Here is a 19,478-nt window from a genome sequence, read left to right as displayed (position 1 = left end):
GGGCCATGATCCACCACGTGGTGACGGCCGCCGACTGGGCCGCACAAGCACCCGACGGGCCGTACGCCCCCGTCTCCCTGGAGCGCGACGGCTTCGTCCACTGCGCCCCCGACGAACCCACCGCCCTGGCCGTCGTGAACGCCTTCTACGGCGATGCCCCGAGGCCGCTGCTCGCCCTCCTCGTCGACGAGGACCGGCTCACCTCCGACTGCCGCTTCGAACCCGCCGACGGCGCCCCGCCGCCCGGCGTCGCCGCGGACGTGCTCTTCCCGCATGTGTACGGGCCGCTCGACCGGGCCGCCGTCGTGGCCGTACGCGAGGTGCAGTGGGACCCAACGACCGGCCGGGCCACGGGATTCGGCGACCCCGCTCCGGCGAACGGCGACAATGAGAAGCGTGCCGAACAGTAAGCCGAACCCCAAGACGCCCAAGGCCGCCAAGAAGAGCTCCACGGTCGCGTCCCCCGAGCGGCGCGGGGAACTCCTCGCCACCGCCGCCGAGGTCTTCGCCGAGCAGGGCTACAACGCCACCACCGTCCGCAAGATCGCGGACGAGGCGGGCATGCTCGCGGGCAGCCTCTACTACCACTTCGACTCCAAGGAGTCGATGCTCGACGAGATCCTCTCCACCTTCCTCGACGAGCTCTGGGAGGGGTACGACGCGGTCCTCGCCGCCGGACTCGGCCCCCGCGAGACCATCGAGGCCCTCGTCACCGAGTCCTTCCGCGAGATCGACCGGCACCGCGCCGCCGTCGCCATCTACCAGAAGGAGTCCAGGCACCTCGCCCGCCAGGACCGCTTCGCCTATCTCACCGTCTCCCAGGAGCGGTTCGAGAAGGCCTGGCTCGGCACCCTCGAACGCGGCGTCGCCGACCAGGTCTTCCGCTCCGACCTGGACATCCGGCTCACCTACCGCTTCGTCCGCGACACCGTCTGGGTCGCCGCCTCCTGGTACCGGCCCGGCGGACTGCACAGCCCGGAGGAGATCGCCCGCCAGTACCTGTCGATGGTCCTGGACGGCATCGCCGTACGCCCGTGACCGCCCAGGACGGCCCACCAGGACGACCTGGGGGCCCGGCCCGAATCGTGCTAGGGTGACCGAGTTGCAGTTTTGGTACCCATGAACTTTATGTGCGCCTGACGGGAATGATCCTCAGGCGCATTTCTGTTTTCCGGCCGTTCCGGTTTCATTCCGGCCGCTCCGGACGGGGCTCAAGCGCGACAAGGAGAGCCACACAGTGTGACTCTCCGGATCTGCCCCAGCACAAGGAGAAGAACATGGCCACCGGAACCGTGAAGTGGTTCAACTCGGAAAAGGGCTTCGGCTTCATCGAGCAGGACGGCGGCGGCGCCGACGTCTTCGCCCACTACTCCAACATCGCGACCCAGGGCTTCCGTGAGCTCCACGAGGGCCAGAAGGTCACCTTCGACGTCACGCAGGGCCAGAAGGGCCCGCAGGCGGAGAACATCCTCCCGGCCTGATCGCCGGCGGATCGCGTATCCCGTGAGCCGGGGCTCGCACCAGCAGGTGCGGGCCCCGGTTTCTGCCGTCCTCAGGACCGAGGACGGGGGACCAGGCTTCAGAAGGACCAGGCTTCAGGAGGGCATCATCGGCACGACCAGCTCCGCACGTCCCGCTCGCGGCTCGAGGAACGGCGGCAACAACTCCCGGCGCAGGGCCACGCCCCGCCGCACCACCGTGCCTCCGCAGGGCGAGTTCGCCGTACCGGAGTCCGTCACGCCGGCGCTGCCCGCGGTGAGCTCGTTCGCAGAGCTCGATCTGCCCGCCCCGCTGCTCGCCACCCTCGGCGAGCAGGGCGTCACAGAGCCCTTCCCGATCCAGGCCGCGACGCTGCCCAACTCGCTCGCCGGCCGTGATCTCCTCGGCCGCGGACGCACCGGCTCCGGCAAGACCCTCGCCTTCGGCCTCGCCCTGCTCGCCCGCACCGCGGGCCGCCGCGCCGAGACCAAGGCGCCGCTCGCCCTGGTCCTGGTGCCCACGCGCGAGCTCGCGCAGCAGGTCACCGACGCCCTCACCCCGTACGCCGACGCGCTGCGGATACGCCTCACGACCGTCGTCGGCGGGCTCTCCATCGGGCGGCAGGCGGGTGCGCTCAGGCGCGGCGCCGAGGTCGTCGTGGCGACGCCCGGACGCCTCAAGGACCTCATCGACCGCGGCGACTGCACGCTGGAGAACGTGTCGATCACCGTCCTCGACGAGGCCGACCAGATGGCCGACATGGGCTTCATGCCGCAGGTCACGGCCCTGTTGAAGCAGGTCGAGCCGGACGGGCAGCGGCTGCTGTTCTCCGCGACGCTCGACCGGAACATCGACCGGCTCGTGCGGATGTTCCTCAGCGACCCCGTGGTGCACTCCGTCGACCCGTCCGCGGGCGCGGTCGTCACCATGGACCACCACGTGCTGCACGTCGCCGACGAGACCGACAAGAAGGCCGTCGCCCTGCGGATCGCCGCCCGCGACGGCCGCGTGATCCTCTTCGTCGACACCAAGCGCGCCGCCGACCGCTTCGCGAAGCGCCTCCTCGGCCAGGGCGTGGCCGCCGCCGCGCTGCACGGCGGGCGCTCCCAGTCGCAGCGCAACCGCACCCTGGACCAGTTCAAGACCGGCGTCGTCACCGCGCTCGTCGCGACCAACGTCGCCGCGCGCGGTATCCACGTCGACGACCTGGACCTGGTCGTGAACGTGGACCCGCCGACCGACCACAAGGACTATCTGCACCGCGGCGGCCGCACCGCCCGCGCGGGCGCGTCCGGCAGCGTCGTCACGCTCGTCCTGCCCGAGGAGAAGCGCGAGATGAGCCGCCTGATGTCGGTGGCCGGCATCAACGCGGCCACCACCCGCATCCGCTCCACGGACGAGGAGCTCGTACGGATCACGGGCGCGCGGGAGCCCTCCGGGGTGCCCGTGACGCTGCCCGTGCCGGAGCCGCAGCAGCCCGCCCGGCCGTCCCGCTCGGGCGGCTCGCGCTCGGGTTCGGGCGGCGGCTCGGGTTCGGGTGCGGCGGGTAAGTCCCGTTCCTCGCGGTCCCGTTCGCGGTCCGGCTCCCGTGCGGCCTCGGCCGGTACGGGTTCGGCGGCGGGCGCGGGCGCGCGGCGCTCGCAGTCCGGTTCCGGGGCCGCCGGGCGCGGTGGCGCTCAGGCCGGGAACGGCTCCGCGGCGGGCGGCGCGGGCGCCAAGTCCGCTGGCGCGCGGCGCGGTTCGGGCAGCGGCCGGGGACGCCGGCCGCAGAGCGGCGACGGACGGCGCACCGCCGCCTGACCTCTCGTACAGGTCACAGCAGTCGTACTCAGGGCCGGTGACGGGCCCGTCTGAACTTCGGGCGGGCGCGCACCGGTCCTAGGGCCTGTCGTTGGGATCAGGCCGGATCTGGTCGGTGGTGCCGTTCGGTCGAGTCGAGCGGGGCGTGGTGCGTGCAGCTGCAAGGCGGAGGAGGGCGTCAACGCGGAGCGTTGGCAACCGACGACAACGCCGCAGATGTGCGTGCCACGCCCCGCGACCCCGGCAAGATCCAAACGACAGGCCCTAGGTGTCGCACTGCAGAACCGTCCCGCACAGCCCGCAGCGGGCCCTGACCCGCCCCCTGACCGGGACGCGGATGCGCTGCTCGCAGGTCGGGCACGGGAACGTGACGCGCAGCGGCGGACCCGGCTCGAAGCGGTAGCGGACGTCGCCGGGAGGCGGCTCGCCGGCCCGGCGGCGGGCCTTCGCGTACCGGTGGCGGCCCGACCAGCCGGCCGCGGTCAGCGGGGGCTGCCGGTGCTCCTCCTCGGCGAGGTCCCGGCCGCGCGCGTACGCCGTGTACGCCTGCGGGCTGGTGAACCAGATCGCCGGGTCCTCGTCGAAGAGCGCGGCCCGCTTGGCCAGGACGTACCCGAACTCCTCCGGCGTGAGATAGCCGAGCTTCTGCGACGACGTGTCGTCCTCGCGGTAGGCGTCCAGGAGCAGCCAGCCCGCGCCGAGGTACGTGGTGGCCGTGTCCGTGAGGATCTCGTTGCCGCGCGTGCCGGGGAACGACAGGTCGATGCGGTGCAGGTAGACGTGCATGACCTCGTGGGCGAGGGCCGCGCCGATGTCCCTGCGGTGCGTGCGGAAGCGGTCGTTCAGCTCGATGAAGTACTCGGGCCCCGCGGCCAGTTCGACGTTCGCGGCGTGTTCCATGGCCCGGAAGCTCACGATCATCCGGGCGTCCGGAAGCCGCAGGTGCTGCACCATCGCGCGCGCCACCCGCTGCACGCCCAGATGCAGATCGTCCTGGTCGCAGAAGGCCACGTCGGCCGGGGCCACGCTGCTGTCGAAGGTGCGCAGCGCCTCGGGGGTGAGCCGGCGGTACAGGGTGTTGATCGCCGCCCGCACCGTCTCCAGATGCGGGAAGCCGTGCTCGACGGGGCGTCCTCCGCCGCTGCCGTACGTCACGCCCGCACCGCCTTCGGTCGATGGGCCCGGCCGGTCAAGGGACTTCCACTGTACGGGGGTTCGTGGGGAAACGTGTTGTTGGTCCTGACTTGAAACAGGCCCTTGCCCCTGCGGCGTCCGGACCCCAATAATCCGACACACGTGCTTGGCATGCTCATGCCGATGACCCTCGGTACAGCTCCGCCGTGCGCGTGCAACCCCCCACGAAAGGAAGACAGTTGAAGAACCCCTTTGGTTCATTCAAGAGAGCAGCCGCTTTCGGCGCGATCACCCTCGCCGCCGTCAGCCTGCAGCCCCTGTCCTCGGCCCAGGCCTACACCGACAACGGCGGCCCCTCCACCCGCGTCGTCGGCGGCACCCCGGCCGAGCAGGGCGAATTCCCGTTCATGGTGCGGCTCTCCATGGGCTGTGGTGGCTCCATGTACGCCGAGGACATCGTCCTGACCGCCGCGCACTGCGTGGACGGCTCGGGTGACAACACGTCCATCACCGCGACCGGCGGCGTCGTCGACCTGGAGTCCCCGGACGCGGTCACCGCGAAGTCGACCAAGGTCCTGCAGGCCCCGGGCTACGACGGCAACGGCAAGGACTGGGCGCTCATCAAGCTCGACAAGCCGCTCGGCATCCCCACCCTGAAGACGGCCGACTCGGACGCCTACAACAAGGGCGACTTCACCATCGCCGGCTGGGGCGCCGACAAGGAGGGCGGCGAGCAGCAGCAGAAGCTGCTGAAGGCCACCGTCCCGTTCGTCGACGACGCCACCTGCAAGAAGGCGTACTCGAACCTCATCGAGGGCGAGGAGCTGTGTGCCGGCCTCATCGACGAGGGCGGCGTCGACACCTGCCAGGGCGACTCCGGCGGCCCGATGTTCCGCAAGGACGACTCCGACCAGTGGATCCAGGTCGGCATCGTCAGCTGGGGCGAGGGCTGCGCGCGTCCCGGCAAGCCCGGCGTCTACACCGAGGTGTCCACCTTCAACGCGGACATAGCCAAGGCGGCTGCGGAGCTCTGATCCGCCCGGCTGCTTCCTGAGCCCACGTGTCCCCCGGCCCGCACGGCGGCTGGTCGGGGGACACGTGCGTGTCCGCGTCCGCGCGCCTCGCGTACCTCGCGCATCTCGCGTACGAGCTAAGTCCAAGACCTTCCCCTCCTTTGTCCATGGGCCCCCTCGCCCCGCCTCGCGCATCGTGACGGCCACACGGAACCGTCCCGAGGAGGGGTGCAGTGCGCGCACAGACCGATGGACCGACCCGCCGCAGCGTCGTCGCCGCGACCGCGGCCGCAGGCGCGGGGCTCGCGCTCGGCGTGCAGCTCCCGGCCGCCGCCACCGCCTCCGCCGCCGCTCGCGGCGAGGCCGTGCTGCGCTCCCGCACCCTCGACGTACGCGTCGACACCGCCTTCCCGCGCATCGTCGGCTACACGCACCGGGCCTCCGGCGCCGTCCTGCACGGCTGCGGCACACCCGTCACAAGCCTGCTGATCGACGGCGCCGAGCACACCCCGAAGGTCACCTCGCAGACCGGGGGCGACCGCATCGCGTACACCCTCGCCCTCCCCGGCGGCACCGAGATCGACGCCGAGATCCGCGTCGACGAGGACAAGGTGCACTGGCGGATCACCCGCATCGCCGACACGGCCGCGCTGCGCGTCGGCACCCTGGAGTTCCCCGGCCTTCCGCTGCTCGCGGTACGCAGTGACCAGCCGGGGGCCGTCCTGCGCGCCGCCCGCATCGAGCTCGACAAGGCGAAGAGCGGCGACACCCTCGTCCGGGTCGCCCCGGACACTCCGGCCGAGGCGGCGAAGGGCTGCGCGTACGCCGTCGTCGCGCACGACCGGCTCGGCGGGGCCGTCGAGACCAACACCGTGTACGACAAGCCCAGTTCGGCGGACGGGACCACCTGGGAGAACGGGCGGCTCAGGCGCTCCACGGCCGAGGCGGGGGAGCATGTCGAGGCGCGGCTCGCCCTCGGCCAGTTCACGCACCGCGCCGCCACCGCGCCCGTCGACGCCACCGAGCCCCTCCCGTACGCCACCGTGATCGTCACCGGGGACCGCAACGGCGACGGCGAGGTCGACTGGCAGGACGCGGCGATCGCGTTCCGGGACGTAATGGTGATGCCGCTCGGCGCGGCGGACCAGCATCTGCGGGTCGTCCCGCACATCCCGTTCAACTTCGCCTCGCAGGCCACCAACCCGTTCCTGCTGACCCTCGACCACGTCAAGCGGATCTCGCTGGCCACCGACGGGCTGCGCCAGTACACCCTGCTCAAGGGCTACCAGTCCGAGGGCCACGACTCCGCGCACCCCGACTACGCGGACAACCACAACAAGCGCGCGGGCGGCCTGGAGGACCTCAACACCCTGGTCAGGGAGGGGAAGAAGTGGGGCAGCGACTTCGGCGTGCACGTCAACGCCACAGAGTCGTACCCCGTCGCCAACGCCTTCTCCGAGACCCTCGTCGACAAGACCAACGAGCAGTGGGACTGGCTCGACCAGAGCTACCGGATCGACCAGCGCCGCGACCTGGTCTCCGGGGACATCGTGAAGCGCTTCGCGGACCTGCGCGCGGAGACGGACGAGGCCCTCAACACCCTCTACATCGACGTGTTCCGCGAGTCCGGCTGGACCTCCGACCGGCTCCAGCGCGCGCTGCGCGAGCAGGGCTGGCACGTCACCACCGAGTGGGGCCACGGCCTGGAGCGCTCCGCCCTCTGGTCGCACTGGGCCACGGAGACGGACTACGGCCCCGACACCTCCCGCGGCATCAACTCGCAGCTCATCCGGTTCATCCGCAACGACCACAAGGACGTCTTCGCCGACAAGTGGCCCACGCTGCTCGGCATCCCGCGCACCGGCAACTTCGAGGGCTGGGTCGGCAAGACCGACTGGACCGTGTTCTACGACCAGATCTGGACGGACTCGCTGCCCGCCAAGTATCTGCAGGCGCACCCGATCAAGACGTGGACCGAGCACGAGATCACGTTTTTCGGCGACACCGCCACCAAGGTCTCCGACGCGAGCGGCAAGCGCGTCATCACCACCGACGGCCGCGTCGTCTACGAGGACGGCGCCTACCTGCTGCCCTGGGAGCCGAAGAAGGCCCTCGACCCGCCGAAGCTCTACCACTACGCGCCCAAGGCCGGCTCCAGCACCTGGCAGCTGCCGCGCGGCTGGGCCTCGGCGTCCCAGCTCGCGCTGTACCGGCTCACCGACCAGGGCCGGGTGTACGAGGGCGACGTGCCCGTCGCGAGCGGCGGCAAGGTGACGTTGAAGGCCGAGGCGAAGCAGCCGTACGTCCTCTACCGCGAACGGCAGCCCGCACCCGCCGACCCCGACTGGGGGCAGGCCACGCCGCTGCACGACCCGGGCTTCAACTCCGGCTCCCTGGACGGCTGGACGGTGTCCGGCCCGGCCTCCGTGGAGCTGAGCGCGCTCGGCGACCACGAGCTGGTGATCGGCGAGGGCGCCGCGGCCGCCGTCGGCCAGCGCCTGACCCGCCTCGCCCCCGGCACGTACGCGGCGTCCGTACAGGTCGAGGTCGGCGCGAAGGCGGGGGAGCGGCGCCGGGCGGCCCTGGAGGTGCGCACCGCGGACGGGGTGAAGGCGGAGAACTTCACGCACACCTCCACCGCCGGGAACCACGTCGCCGCCGACCGCAAGCACGGCACCCGATTCCAGCGCATGTTCACCTACTTCACGGTCCCCGAGGGCGGCGGGCCCGTCGACCTCACGCTCCGCGCGGAGGAGGGCCGGGCCCGGGTCCGCTTCGACAACGTCCGGGTCGTGCCCGCGCAGCGCCCCGCCGTCCCCGAAGGGGCCCTGGTCTTCGAGGACTTCGAGCATGTGCCGCAGGGCTGGGGCGTCTTCGTCAAGGGCGACGCGGGCGGCGCCACCGACCCGCGCACCCATATCGCGCAACGGCACGCGCCGTACACCCAGCGCGGCTGGAACGGCAAGGCCATCGACGACGTGATCGACGGCGCCGAGTCGTTGAAGTCGCGGGGCGAGAACGCGGGCCTCGTCCACCGCACGGTCCCGCACACGGTCCGCTTCACGCCGGGCCGCCGCTACCGGGTGTCGTTCCGGTACGAGAACGAGAAGGCCGGCCAGTACGCGTGGGTCACGGCGGTCGACGAGCCGGGCCCGCGGGAACTCTCCCGCGAGGCCCTGCCGGTGGCTGTCCAACCTGCGGTTCTGTCCTACGAGTTCACGGCTCCGGAGAAGGGGGAGGCGTGGGTCGGCCTCCGGAAGGTGGGGGAGGACGGTACGGCGGAGTTCGTCCTCGACGGCTTCGAGGTGCGGGAGATCTAGTCCCCACCCCGCCCCTTCCCGAACTGGGGCTCCGCCCCAGACCCCTCCCCCAAGCTCTCGGCTTCGCTCGAGCAGGGGGGACCCCCATCTCAAACGCCGGAGGGGCTGATTTTTCAGCCCCTCCGGCGTTTGAGGAGGCCCGCCCGGCAGGGCTTTCGGGAAGGGGCGGGGAGGGGATCAGCCCGCCGCAGGCGCGCTCACCCGCACCGAGGCCCCCGCCCCGACCCCCTCCAGCTCAAGCACCCACACCTCGTTCGCCCCCTCCCGCAGCACCGGCCCCGGTACGTACAGCGACTCCTGCGGCCCGAGCACCCAGTACCGCCCGAGGCAGAACCCGTTCACCCACACGAACCCCCGTGTGAACGAGGGGAGTTCGAGCACCGCGTCGCCCGCGCCCTCGACGGAGAGCGAGCCCCGGTACAGCCCCGCCTCGCCCTCCGGGGCCCGCGAGGGCAACCCCCGCAACCCCCGCAACCCCCGTACCCGCTCCGCGTCGTCGAACGCGTCGAGGCGCAACCCCGTCGCCCGTACCCCGTGCAGGAACTGCCGCTCGTGCAGGACGCCCCCGGTCAGGCCCTTCGGCTCGCCCAGGCGGGGGCCGTAGTTGACGCGGCCGAGGGACTCCACGAGCAGTTCCACGCGCGCCGGTCCCGCGACCGGCGAGGGGAGTTCGGGGGAGTCCTCGGTGAGTACCCCGGCCCGTACGCCGTCGACGTGCACCACCGCCCGGTCCCTCAGCCCCCGCGCCCGCAGCGGGTACGGCTGCCGCGGGCCCGGCACGTCCACGCGGTAGCGGACCACGCCCCGGTCCACGTCGAGTTCCTCGAAGGTGGGGGCCTGGCCGAAGGCCCGTTCCGGCCCGCCGAGCACGTCCAGCACCTCCCCGAGCGGCGTCCAGACGTCGAGTTCCGCCTCGGCGCCGGCACCCAACTCCGGCGGAGCGGACGGGAGTTCGGGCAGCGGGCCGTCCGCGTACGCGGCGAGCACCTCGCGGAACGCCCAGAACTTCGGCGTGGCCCGGCCGAACTCGTCGATCGGCGCGTCGTAGTCGTACGACGTCACGTCCGGGTGCAGCGGCCCGCCGTGCAGCTCCCCGCCCCGGTTCGCGCCCGCCCAGCCGGCGAAGCTCGTCCCGCCGTGCGCCATGTACAGGTTCACCGACGCCCCCGCCGCCAGGATCTCCCGCAGCGCCGCCGCCGCGTCCGCAGGATCGCGTACGACATGCTCGTCGCCCCAGTGATCGAACCAGCCGCACCAGAACTCCATGCACATCAGCGGCCCCTTCGGCCGGTGCCGGCGCAGCGTCGCGAAGCCCTCCCGGGCCTGCGAGCCGAAGTTCACCGTCGCCAGCACCCCCGGCACCGAGCCGCCGGTCAGCATGTGGTCCTCGGGCCCGTCCGAGGTGAACAGCGGCACCCGTACGCCCAAGTCCCGTAGCTTCGCCGCCAGTTGACGCAGGTACCTCTGGTCCGAGCCGTACGAGCCGTACTCGTTCTCCACCTGCACCATGATCACCGGGCCGCCCCGGTCGATCTGCCGCTCCACCACCTGCGGCAGCAGCACCCCGAACCAGCGCTCCACCCGCGCCAGATACTCCGCGTCCCGCGTCCGGATCCGCCCGCCGAGCGGCCCGGTCAGCCAGTGCGGCAGGCCGCCGTTCTCCCACTCCGCGCAGATGTACGGGCCTGGCCGCACGATCGCCCACAGGCCCGCCTCCGCCGCCGCGTCCAGGAACCGGCCGAGCGCCGCCACATCCCGCAGCTCACCGGGGCGCGGCTCGTGCAGATTCCACGGGACGTACGTCTCCACGCAGTTGAGGCCCATCGCCCGCAGCATCGCGAGCCGGTGCCCCCACTGGGACTCGTGCACCCGGAAGTAGTGCAGCGCACCGGAGAGCAGCCGCACCGGCCGCCCGTCCAGCTCGAAGTCCGCGTCCCCCACCACAAAATCGCCCACCGGGCCCCGCCTTTCCGCACGTGCAGCAGTGCGCCCACCCTCGCCCCCTGGCGGCGGGCCGGTCCATGGACAAAGATCAGCCCTGATTGGACGCAAGGCGGCCGCAGCACGCACCCAACAGACGGGGTGAAAGGGGCAACAAGGCATGTATCACACGTGGATGCGGTACTTCACGCCCAGCCCCGTCCACCACCGCCTCGGCCTCGTCTGCCTCGGTGTCGGACTCCAGCACGGCACCCTGCCCACCGTCGGCCCTCGCACCCTCGACCACCACGTCGCCATCGTCATCAGCGCCGGCACCGGCTGGTACCAGGGCCCCGACGGCCGCCGCACCACCGTCACCGCCCCCGCCCTGCTCTGGATCATCCCCGGCGTCCCGCACCACTACGGCGCCGACCCGCACACCGGCTGGGACGAGTCCTTCGTCGACTTCACCGGCCCCGCCACCAGCACGTACACCGAACTCGGCTACATCGAGCCCGAGCGCCCCGTCATCCCGCTCTCCGACGCCGCCGCGCCCCGCGCCGCCGTCGGCCGCATCGCCCGCGCCGCCCGCCGCGGGAACCCTCTCCTGGAGGTGGAGACCGGCGCCGCCGTACACGAACTCCTCGTCGCCCTGCGCCGCGCCCGCGCCGACATCGCCCCCGACGGCGACCCCGTCCTGCAGGCCCTCGCCCGCGACGCCTTTCAGCCCCTCTCCGTCGCCGAGCACGCCGCCCGGCACGGCATGACGCCCGCCGAGCTGCGCACTGCCGTCCGCCGCGGCGCCGGCTGCAGCCCCAAGGACTACCTGCTCGGCATCCGCCTCGGCCGCGCCAAGGAACTCCTCGCCGCCACCGAACTCCCCGTCGCCGCCGTCGCCCGCCGCGTCGGCTACGACGACCCCGCCTACTTCTCCCGCCTGTTCACCCGCCGTGTCGGTGCCGCCCCCGTCCGCTTCCGCGAGCAGCAGGGCCGTGCCGTACCGGGGGGCTGGTCCCAGCAGATACCGGACCCGGACGATCCGCCCATGCTCCGACCGGCAACGTAGGCTCTCCCCCCATGAGCAGCATCACGAACAGCGACAACGGTCAGCCCGGCGAGGGCGTGGACGGGCGCGTGGACGAGAACGTGGACGGGCGTACGGACTCCGGCGTCGACGAGGCGGTCCGCGCCGAACTCGCCCGCCTGCGCGACAGCATCGACAACATCGACGCCGCAGTCGTCCACATGCTCGCGGAACGCTTCAAGTGCACCCAGCAGGTCGGCCACCTCAAGGCCGAGCACCAGCTCCCGCCCGCCGACCCCAACCGCGAGGCCGAACAGATCGCCCGCCTCCGCGCCCTCGCGGAGAACGCCAAACTGGACCCGGCGTTCGCGGAGAAGCTGCTCAACTTCATCATCGCGGAGGTAATCCGCCACCACGAGACGATCGCGAGGTCCTAGCCGGTACCTGGCGGAGAGTGGGAGCAGGCAGCCGACCTCAGCGGAAATTCGTCGACCACCCGGCATGGGAAATTTCCCCATGAGGTGAGCGTCGGTCCATCGTGTTTCGGGCTTGGTCGAAAGTCATTTTGCGGAGTTGTGGGTCGCTTTAGCGTGTTGCGGGACAACGTAAGTAACGCGCAGAGGAGCGTGACCGTATGACCCGCGTGAAGAAGGCGTCAGGAGCCGCGCTTGTCGTCCTCGCAGCCCTGTTCGCCGCTGTGTTCGTGGCTGCACCGGCCCACGCGTACGCCCTGAAGGTGACCAAGCAGGGCTCCGACAAGGCCGTGTTCGACAAGGACCGCCACATCTTCGACGTCTGCGACAAGGAGAAGGACGGCCGCCCCGTCTACGCCTACTTCTCTTCCAACCCGGACAAGCTCTACTACGACAAGGACTCGGGCTGCGACCGCCGCAACGCACCCGGGCACTGGTACAAGCTCGGCGCCATGTATGTCTGCGAACAAATCGACTGGATGCCGGATGCATGCAGCAATGGGGTTGTGCTGAAAACCCAGTAAGCACAACAGGCGTGCTGCGTGCACAAATGAGTCCGTGAGCGAAAAGACCCCGCAGAGTGTGTGCGACGCTTTTGGCTAATTCGGGGGCTCGCATGACATCGGCCTTCAAGACCCGATTGTGGTCTTGAAGGCCGACCGCGTCCCGAACCCCGGACCAGGGTGCCCCTGTGCCAACAGAACAGCATCGTGCAGCATGAAGCCATGTCCGTACTCACGCGCAACGAAGCGCAAACCCGAGCCGAGCTCATCGAAGTCCAGCGGTACGAGGTCCACCTCGACCTCACCGCCGAAGGCGAAACGTTCAACACCCGCACCGTGATCCACTTCACGACCCGCGCGGACGGCGACACCTTCATCGAGCTCAAAGCCGAAACCCTGCGCTCCGCGTCCCTCGACGGACACCCCCTCGACCCCGCCACCCACACCGGCGGCCGCCTCCCCCTGCCCACCCTCACCGCGGGCCCGCACGAACTGCACATCGACGCCGCCATGCGCTACTCCCGCACCGGCGAAGGCATGCACCGCTTCACCGACCCCACCGACGGCGAGACGTACCTCTACACCCAGGCCTGCATGGACGACGCCCAGCGGATCTTCCCCTGCTTCGACCAGCCCGACCTCAAGGCCCGCTTCGCGTTCACCGTCACCGCCCCCGAAGGCTGGACCGTCCTCGGCAACGGCATCGCCACCGAAACCGCCCCCGGCCAGTGGCAGATCGCCGAGACCCCGCCGATCTCCACCTACCTCGCCGCGATCGCCGCAGGCCCGTACCACTCCATCCGCACCGAACACCGCGGCCTGCCCTTCGGCCTGCACTGCCGCCGCTCCCTCGCCCCGCACCTGGAGGCCGACGCCGAGGAACTCCTCGACGTCACCCGCGGCTGCTTCGACCGCTACCACGAGAAGTTCGACGAGCCGTACCCCTTCGACTCGTACGACCAGGCCTTCGTGCCCGAGTTCAACGCCGGCGCCATGGAGAACCCCGGACTCGTCACTTTCCGCGACGAGTTCGTCTACCGCTCCGCCGTCACCGACACCGAACGCCAGACCCGCGCCATGGTCATCGCCCACGAGATGGCCCACATGTGGTTCGGCGACCTCGTCACCCTGCAGTGGTGGGACGACATCTGGCTGAACGAGTCCTTCGCCGAGTACATGGGCTACCAGACCACCGCCGAAGCCACCCGCTTCACCGACACCTGGACCGACTTCGGCATCACCCGCAAACCCTGGGGCTACGACGCCGACCAGCGCCCCTCCACCCACCCCGTCGCCCCCGACCCGGAACTCGTCCCCGACACGGCGACCGCCGACCTCAACTTCGACGGCATCTCCTACGCCAAGGGCGCCTCCGCGCTGCGCCAACTCGTCGCCTGGCTCGGCGAGGACGACTTCCTCGCCGGCATCAACACCCACTTCAAGCGGCATAAGTTCGCCAACGCCACCCTCGCCGACTTCCTCGACAACCTCGCCGCCCACACCGACCGCGACGTCCACGCCTGGGCCCGCGCCTGGCTCGGCACCACCGGCATCGACACCCTCACACCCGCGCTGAGCGAGACCGACGACGGATGGCAACTCACCGTCCACCACGACGGCAACCGCCCCCACCACGTCACCGTCGGCCTCTACGGCACCGTCTCCCTCTCCACCGCCACCGCCGCCGCAGGCCTCCACCTGCGCGAACGCTTCGACGTCGACATCCCCGCCGACGCCACGCAGGTCCACGCGCGGCAACTCACCGGCCGCCGACCCGACCTGATCGTCCTCAACGACGGCGACCTCACCTACGCCAAGATCCGCTTCGACGAGCACTCCTTCACCACCCTCAAGACCGGCCTCTCCCACCTCCCCGAACCCCTCACCTCAGCCGTCGTCTGGAACGCCCTCCGTGACGCCGTACGCGACGGCGAACTCCCGCCCGCCGCCTACCTGGAGGCCGCCCGCGCCCACCTCCCCGGCGAAGCCGACCTCGCCCTCGTCCAGGGCGTCCTCGCCTTCACCGCCGCCCACGTCGTCGACCGCTACCTCCCGGCGACCGAACGCCCCGCCGCCCTCGCCACCCTCACCGACCTGTGCCGTGACCTCATCCGCCGCACCGAGGACGGCTCCAACCCCGGCCTGCGCCTCACCGCCGTACGCCACTTCATCTCCGCCGCCGCCCAACCCGACACCATCCGCGACTGGTTCGACTCCGGCAGCGTCCCCGGCGGCCCCGAACTCGACCCCGAACTCCGCTGGCGCATCCTCGGTCGCCTCTGCGTACTCGGCGCCGTCGACGACGCCGTCATCGAGGCCGAACTCGCCCAGGACCCCAGCGCCACCGGCCAGGAAGGCGCCGCCCGCTGCCGCGCCGCCCTGCCCGACCCCGTCGCCAAGGCCGAGGCCTGGCGCGCCATGTTCGACGAGGACCACCTCTCCAACTACCTGTTCACCGCCACCGCCCAGGGCTTCTGGCAACCCGAACAACTCGACCTCGTACGCGACTACATCCCCCGCTACTACGACGCCGCCCTCACCGTCGCCGCCCGCCGCGGCCCCGCCATCGGCGACGCCGCAGGCCGCTGGGCCTTCCCCGCCGTCGCGGTCACCGACACCACCCTCGACCTCGGCCGCACCTGCCTGGACCGCGACAACCCGCCGCCGTCGCTGCGGAGGAAGCTGGTCGACCAACTGGACGACCTGGAAAGGGCGTTGCGGGTACGCGCTGTTTCCTAGCCTCGACCCGCAGCATTTCGCCGAGCTCGCAAAATTCAGCCCCTCCGGCGTTTGAGATGGGGGTCCCCCCTGCTCGAGCGAAGCTGAGAGCTTGGGGGAGGGGTCTGGGGCGGAGCCCCAGTTACGGGAAGGGGCGGGTAGGGGACAAAACCCCTGCCCTCCCCCACGCACAGATACCCCATTCGGGTCCAGCTCGTTGAGCTGACGGACACGGCCCGGCCGTAACGACCGGCCAAGCCCCCGCACCCGAAGGGACCCCATGCCCACCGCACCCCTCGCCTCCGGCCCCACCGGCCCCACCCACCTCCGCCCCCTCCTCGACACCGTCCTCACCGCACTCCACGAAGGCACCGCCGCCCGCCCCGGCCCCCTCCCTGCCGGCGGCCCCACCGCCGTCACCGACCACGTACGACGCACCCTCGGCGACCCCCTCCCCGAACACGGCACCGGCGACGAAGAAGCCCTCGCCACCGTCGTCCGCCTCCTCGCCGAAGGCGCCGCCGACCCCGCCGACCCGCTCTGCGCCGCCCACCTGCACTGCCCGCCCCTCGCCGTCGCCACCGCCGCCGACCTCGCCGCGTCCGCACTCAACCCGTCCATGGACTCCTGGGACCAGGCCCCCGCCGCCTCCACCCTCGAAACCCTCGTCACGGACGCCCTCGCCGACCTCGTCCACCCCGGCCTGCGCCCCACCGCCACCGCACTCGTCACCACCGGCGCCACCGAGTCCAACCACCTCGCCCTCCTCCTCGCCCGCGAACACCACGCCCCCGCACCCCTGCAACTCGTCACCGGCGACAACGCCCACCACTCCCTGCAGCGCGCCGCCTGGCTCCTCGGCATGCCCGAACCCGTCACCGTGCCCACCCCCACCGGCACCCTCGACCCCGCCGCGCTCAACGAGACGCTCGTCGAACTGTCCACCGACACCGTCCTCGTGGCAGCGACCGCCGGCACCACCGACGCCGGGCACATCGACCCCCTGCCCGCCCTCGCCGACGTCTGCGAACACCACGGCGCCCGCCTCCACGTCGACGCCGCATACGGCGGCACCCTGCTCTTCAGCGACCGCCGCCGACACCTCCTCCAAGGCCTCGACCGCGCCCAGACCGTCTCCCTCGACCTGCACAAACTCGGCTGGCAACCCGTCGCCGCCGGACTCCTCAGCGTCCGCGACCCCCGCGAGACCCGCACCCTCGCCCACCACGCCGACTACCTCAACGCCGACGACGACACCCGCGCCGGACTCCCCGACCTCCTCGACCGCTCCCTGCGCACCACCCGACGCCCCGACATCCTCAAGATCGCCACCACCCTGCGCGCCCTCGGCCGCACCGGCATCGGCGAACTCGTCGACCAGGTCTGCGACCTCGCCTCCGAATTCGCCCGCACCGTCGACAGCCACCCCCGCTTCGAGCTCTACGCCCGCCCCACCCTCAGCACCGTCCTCTTCAGGCCCCACCACCTCAGCGACCCCCACATCGCCAAGATCCGCCTCAACCTCCTCACCGGCGGCCACGCCGTACTCGGCCGCGCCCACCTCGGCGGCCGGCTCTGGCTCAAGGCCACGCTGCTCAACCCGCACACCCGCCCCGGCGACCTCGCCGGACTCCTGAAGCTGGTGGAAGGACACACCTCCCGATGAGCGCCACACCCCCAAACCCGATGAGCGCCAAGCCCCCGAACCCGACGAGAGCCACCGCACCCAGCACCCCGCCCACGGCACCCGGAACACCCCGAGACCTCGTCGGCATCGGCATCGGCCCCGCCAACCTCTCCCTCGCCGCCCTCGCCCACGGCCTCCCCCAACACCTCCAACCCCTGGTCACCGCCTTCTACGAACAGCGCCCCGCCTTCCACTGGCACCCCGGCCAACTCCTCGAAGACGCCCACCTCCAAGTCCCCCACCTCGCCGACCTCGTCACCCTCGCCGACCCCACCAGCCCCTGGTCGTACCTCAACCACCTACGCGACCAACAGCGCCTCTACCCCTTCTACTTCGGCGAACAGCACCGCATCCCCCTCGCCGACTACGACACCTACTGCCGCTGGGTCAGCGACCGCCTCCCCGCACTCCACTACTCCCACCAGGTCGACGCCGTCCGCTGGAATCCCCAACACGCCCTGTTCGAGGTCGACTTCACCCAACTCGACGCCGACGGAGAAGCCGAAGCCCTCGGCCGCACCCACACCAAGAACCTCGCACTCGGCGTCGGCACCGCCCCCTACGTCCCCGAACCCCTACGCCCCCTCGCCGACGCCCCCACCGTCCCCGTCATCCACGCCGCCGACTACCTCACCCACCGCGAACGCCTCCTCACCGCCGACCACATCACCGTCATCGGCTCAGGCCAGTCCGGCGCCGAGATCTTCCTCGACCTGCTCCGCGCCCGCCCCGCACGCCACGAAAAACTCCACTGGCTCGCCCGCACCGAGGCCTTCGCCCTGAGGGAGCACTCCGCACTCGGCCTCGAACACCTCACCCCCGACCACACCCGCCACTTCCACGCCCTCCCCGAGGCCGTACGCGACCGCCTCGCCCCCGGCCAGGGCCGGCTCCACCGAGGCGTCGACGCCGACACCCTCGCCGCCATCCACGACGAGCTCTACCGCCGCACCCGCGACGGCGGTTGGCCCGACGCCACCCTCACCCCCGGCGTCACCGTCCGCACCGCAGGCCGCCTCGCCGGCACCAAGATCGAACTCCACTTGGAACACGCCGAGCAGGCCACCCGCAGCCGCCTCACCACCGACGCCGTCATCCTCGCCACCGGCTACCGCGAACGCCCCCTCGACCAACTCCTCGCCGCCCTGGACCCCCACCTCCACCGCGACGACACCGGCCGCCCCCGCATCGACTCCTGCTACCGACTCGCCCTCGACCCCGCCATCACCCGCACCGGCAGCAACATCTACGTCCAGAACGCCGAACGCCACACCCACGGAGCCGGCGCCCACGACCTCGGCCTCGCCGCCTGGCGCAGCGCCACCATCCTCAACGCCCTCACCGGAGCCACCCCCTACCCGCTCCCCACCCGCACCGCCTTCACCACCTTCGGCCTCCCCGGACCCCGAGGAGAGCGCACTCCGCCAGGCCCCGACGGCAGCCACGGCACCCTCGTCCACCTCAAAGGCTGACGCCCGTCCCGCACTCCGCGATGCGATCAGCGCGGATCACTCCCACCCAGCCGCGACGGATGCAAGAGTGACCCCATGACCACCTCAAACACACCCAACACACCCGTCACACCCGCCACATCAGCCACCCCCTCCCTCGCCGACGCGCCCCGCGTCGCCGTACGCGGCGAAGCCCGCATCGAAGTCGACCCCGAGATCGCCCGCATCACCGTCACCGTCACCGCCCGCGGCCGCGACCGCCGCACCGCACTCGACGACCTCACCCACCGCAACAACACCGCACTCCACCTCATCAGGAGCTACGGCCAAGCCATCGAAAAACTCGAAACCGGCGCCTTCTCCATCAGCCCCCAACTCGCCGACAAAGGCCGCGGCGAACGCATCCGCGCCTACCAGGGCCGCGTCCACATCACCGTCGAACTCTCCGACTTCACCGCACTCGGCGAACTCACCACCCGCCTCGCCGACCTCGACCTCACCCGCGTCGAAGGCCCCTACTGGAGCCTCCGCCCCGCCTCACCCGCCCACGCCCACGCCCGCCGCCAAGCCGTCCACGAAGCCGTCCAACGCGCCCGCGAATATGCCGACGCCCTCAACACCCACCTCACCGGACTCATCGACATCGCCGATATCGGCGTCGACAACTCCCTCCCGCCCTTCCCGCCCGCACCCGGCGGCGCCCGCAGCATGGCCTACGGAAGCCCGGAAGCCGCCGGCGCCCCACCCCTCGACCTCGAACCCGAACGCCAGACCGTCCACGCCAACGTCAACGCCCGCTTCACCATGGCCCCACCCCGACTCTGAACCGCGACTCTGAACCGCCCGAATGAGCATCCGTATTCACCGTCCGAGCGCTCATCAGAGCAACAGCACGCACAATTCAACAGTTGTCAATAACCCTTCATGCAAAGGTTGTTGAGCAGTCACGCCACACC

15 protein-coding genes are annotated in these 19,478 nt (G+C 71.3%); 13 read left to right on the top strand and 2 right to left on the bottom strand.

All coding sequences use genetic code 11. The annotated features are described in order from the left end of the window. Positions 1-5 precede the first annotated feature (5 nt). The 4 genes from QIS96_RS03800 (at position 6) to QIS96_RS03785 (ending at position 3,279) form a co-directional block, all read left to right on the top strand. On the top strand, positions 6-410 hold the full coding sequence (locus QIS96_RS03800) for a DUF952 domain-containing protein (protein WP_282540901.1): 405 nt from the start codon (positions 6-8) through the stop codon (positions 408-410). Continuing rightward, a complete protein-coding gene (locus QIS96_RS03795) occupies positions 397-1,038 on the top strand; it encodes a TetR/AcrR family transcriptional regulator (protein WP_282540900.1) in 642 nt (213 codons plus the stop codon). Before QIS96_RS03800 ends, QIS96_RS03795 begins: the two co-directional genes overlap by 14 nt. Positions 1,039-1,277: 239 nt before the next feature. Continuing rightward, positions 1,278-1,481: a cold-shock protein gene (locus tag QIS96_RS03790; protein WP_282516245.1), complete on the top strand. Its 204-nt coding sequence runs from the start codon at positions 1,278-1,280 to the stop codon at positions 1,479-1,481. 124 nt (positions 1,482-1,605) lie between these two features. Further along, complete coding sequence (locus tag QIS96_RS03785; protein WP_408907121.1) at positions 1,606-3,279, top strand: DEAD/DEAH box helicase; 1,674 nt, start codon at positions 1,606-1,608, stop codon at positions 3,277-3,279. Positions 3,280-3,543: 264 nt separating this feature from the next. Here QIS96_RS03785 and QIS96_RS03780 read toward each other — a convergent pair whose 3' ends face one another. Then, positions 3,544-4,434: a hypothetical protein gene (locus QIS96_RS03780; RefSeq protein ID WP_282540898.1), complete on the bottom strand. Its 891-nt coding sequence runs from the start codon at positions 4,432-4,434 to the stop codon at positions 3,544-3,546. A gap of 218 nt (positions 4,435-4,652) precedes the next feature. On the opposite strand from QIS96_RS03780, the gene QIS96_RS03775 reads away from it, so the two are divergent. Beyond that, the gene (locus QIS96_RS03775; RefSeq protein WP_282540897.1) at positions 4,653-5,447 is read left to right on the top strand and encodes a S1 family peptidase; all 795 of its coding nucleotides are present in this window, start codon (positions 4,653-4,655) and stop codon (positions 5,445-5,447) included. Positions 5,448-5,659: 212 nt separating this feature from the next. After that, positions 5,660-8,746, top strand: coding sequence for an endo-alpha-N-acetylgalactosaminidase family protein (locus QIS96_RS03770; protein WP_282540896.1), 3,087 nt, complete (start codon positions 5,660-5,662; stop codon positions 8,744-8,746). Positions 8,747-8,923: 177 nt separating this feature from the next. Here QIS96_RS03770 and QIS96_RS03765 read toward each other — a convergent pair whose 3' ends face one another. Further along, positions 8,924-10,702 (bottom strand): glycoside hydrolase family 35 protein, encoded by a 1,779-nt coding sequence (locus QIS96_RS03765; protein ID WP_282540895.1) that lies wholly within the window; start codon positions 10,700-10,702, stop codon positions 8,924-8,926. Between the two features lie 145 nt (positions 10,703-10,847). Between QIS96_RS03765 and QIS96_RS03760 the strand changes: the two genes are divergently transcribed. The 7 genes from QIS96_RS03760 (at position 10,848) to QIS96_RS03730 (ending at position 19,347) form a co-directional block, all read left to right on the top strand. Continuing rightward, positions 10,848-11,732, top strand: a complete 885-nt coding sequence (locus QIS96_RS03760) for a helix-turn-helix domain-containing protein (protein WP_282540894.1) — start codon at positions 10,848-10,850, stop codon at positions 11,730-11,732. Between the two features lie 11 nt (positions 11,733-11,743). Beyond that, complete coding sequence (locus QIS96_RS03755) at positions 11,744-12,127, top strand: chorismate mutase (protein ID WP_282540893.1); 384 nt, start codon at positions 11,744-11,746, stop codon at positions 12,125-12,127. 197 nt (positions 12,128-12,324) lie between these two features. After that, positions 12,325-12,687, top strand: a complete 363-nt coding sequence (locus QIS96_RS03750) for a hypothetical protein (protein ID WP_282540892.1) — start codon at positions 12,325-12,327, stop codon at positions 12,685-12,687. Between the two features lie 201 nt (positions 12,688-12,888). After that, positions 12,889-15,405 carry an aminopeptidase N gene (gene pepN / locus QIS96_RS03745; protein ID WP_282540891.1) on the top strand — a complete coding sequence of 839 codons (2,517 nt, stop codon included), beginning with the start codon at positions 12,889-12,891 and terminating at the stop codon, positions 15,403-15,405. 259 nt (positions 15,406-15,664) lie between these two features. Next, on the top strand, positions 15,665-17,050 hold the full coding sequence (locus QIS96_RS03740) for a pyridoxal phosphate-dependent decarboxylase family protein (RefSeq protein WP_282540890.1): 1,386 nt from the start codon (positions 15,665-15,667) through the stop codon (positions 17,048-17,050). Next, a complete protein-coding gene (locus tag QIS96_RS03735) occupies positions 17,047-18,543 on the top strand; it encodes a lysine N(6)-hydroxylase/L-ornithine N(5)-oxygenase family protein (protein ID WP_408907116.1) in 1,497 nt (498 codons plus the stop codon). Before QIS96_RS03740 ends, QIS96_RS03735 begins: the two co-directional genes overlap by 4 nt. Positions 18,544-18,618: 75 nt before the next feature. After that, entirely contained in the window at positions 18,619-19,347 is a 729-nt protein-coding gene (locus tag QIS96_RS03730) for an SIMPL domain-containing protein (RefSeq protein ID WP_282540889.1), read from the top strand. Positions 19,348-19,478 lie beyond the last annotated feature (131 nt).

The organism is Streptomyces cavernicola, from assembly GCF_029968035.1.
GTDB lineage: Bacteria > Actinomycetota > Actinomycetes > Streptomycetales > Streptomycetaceae > Streptomyces > Streptomyces cavernicola.
The sequence above is the reverse complement of the archived record's forward strand: the minus strand, read 5'-3'. Positions and strand labels throughout refer to the sequence as shown.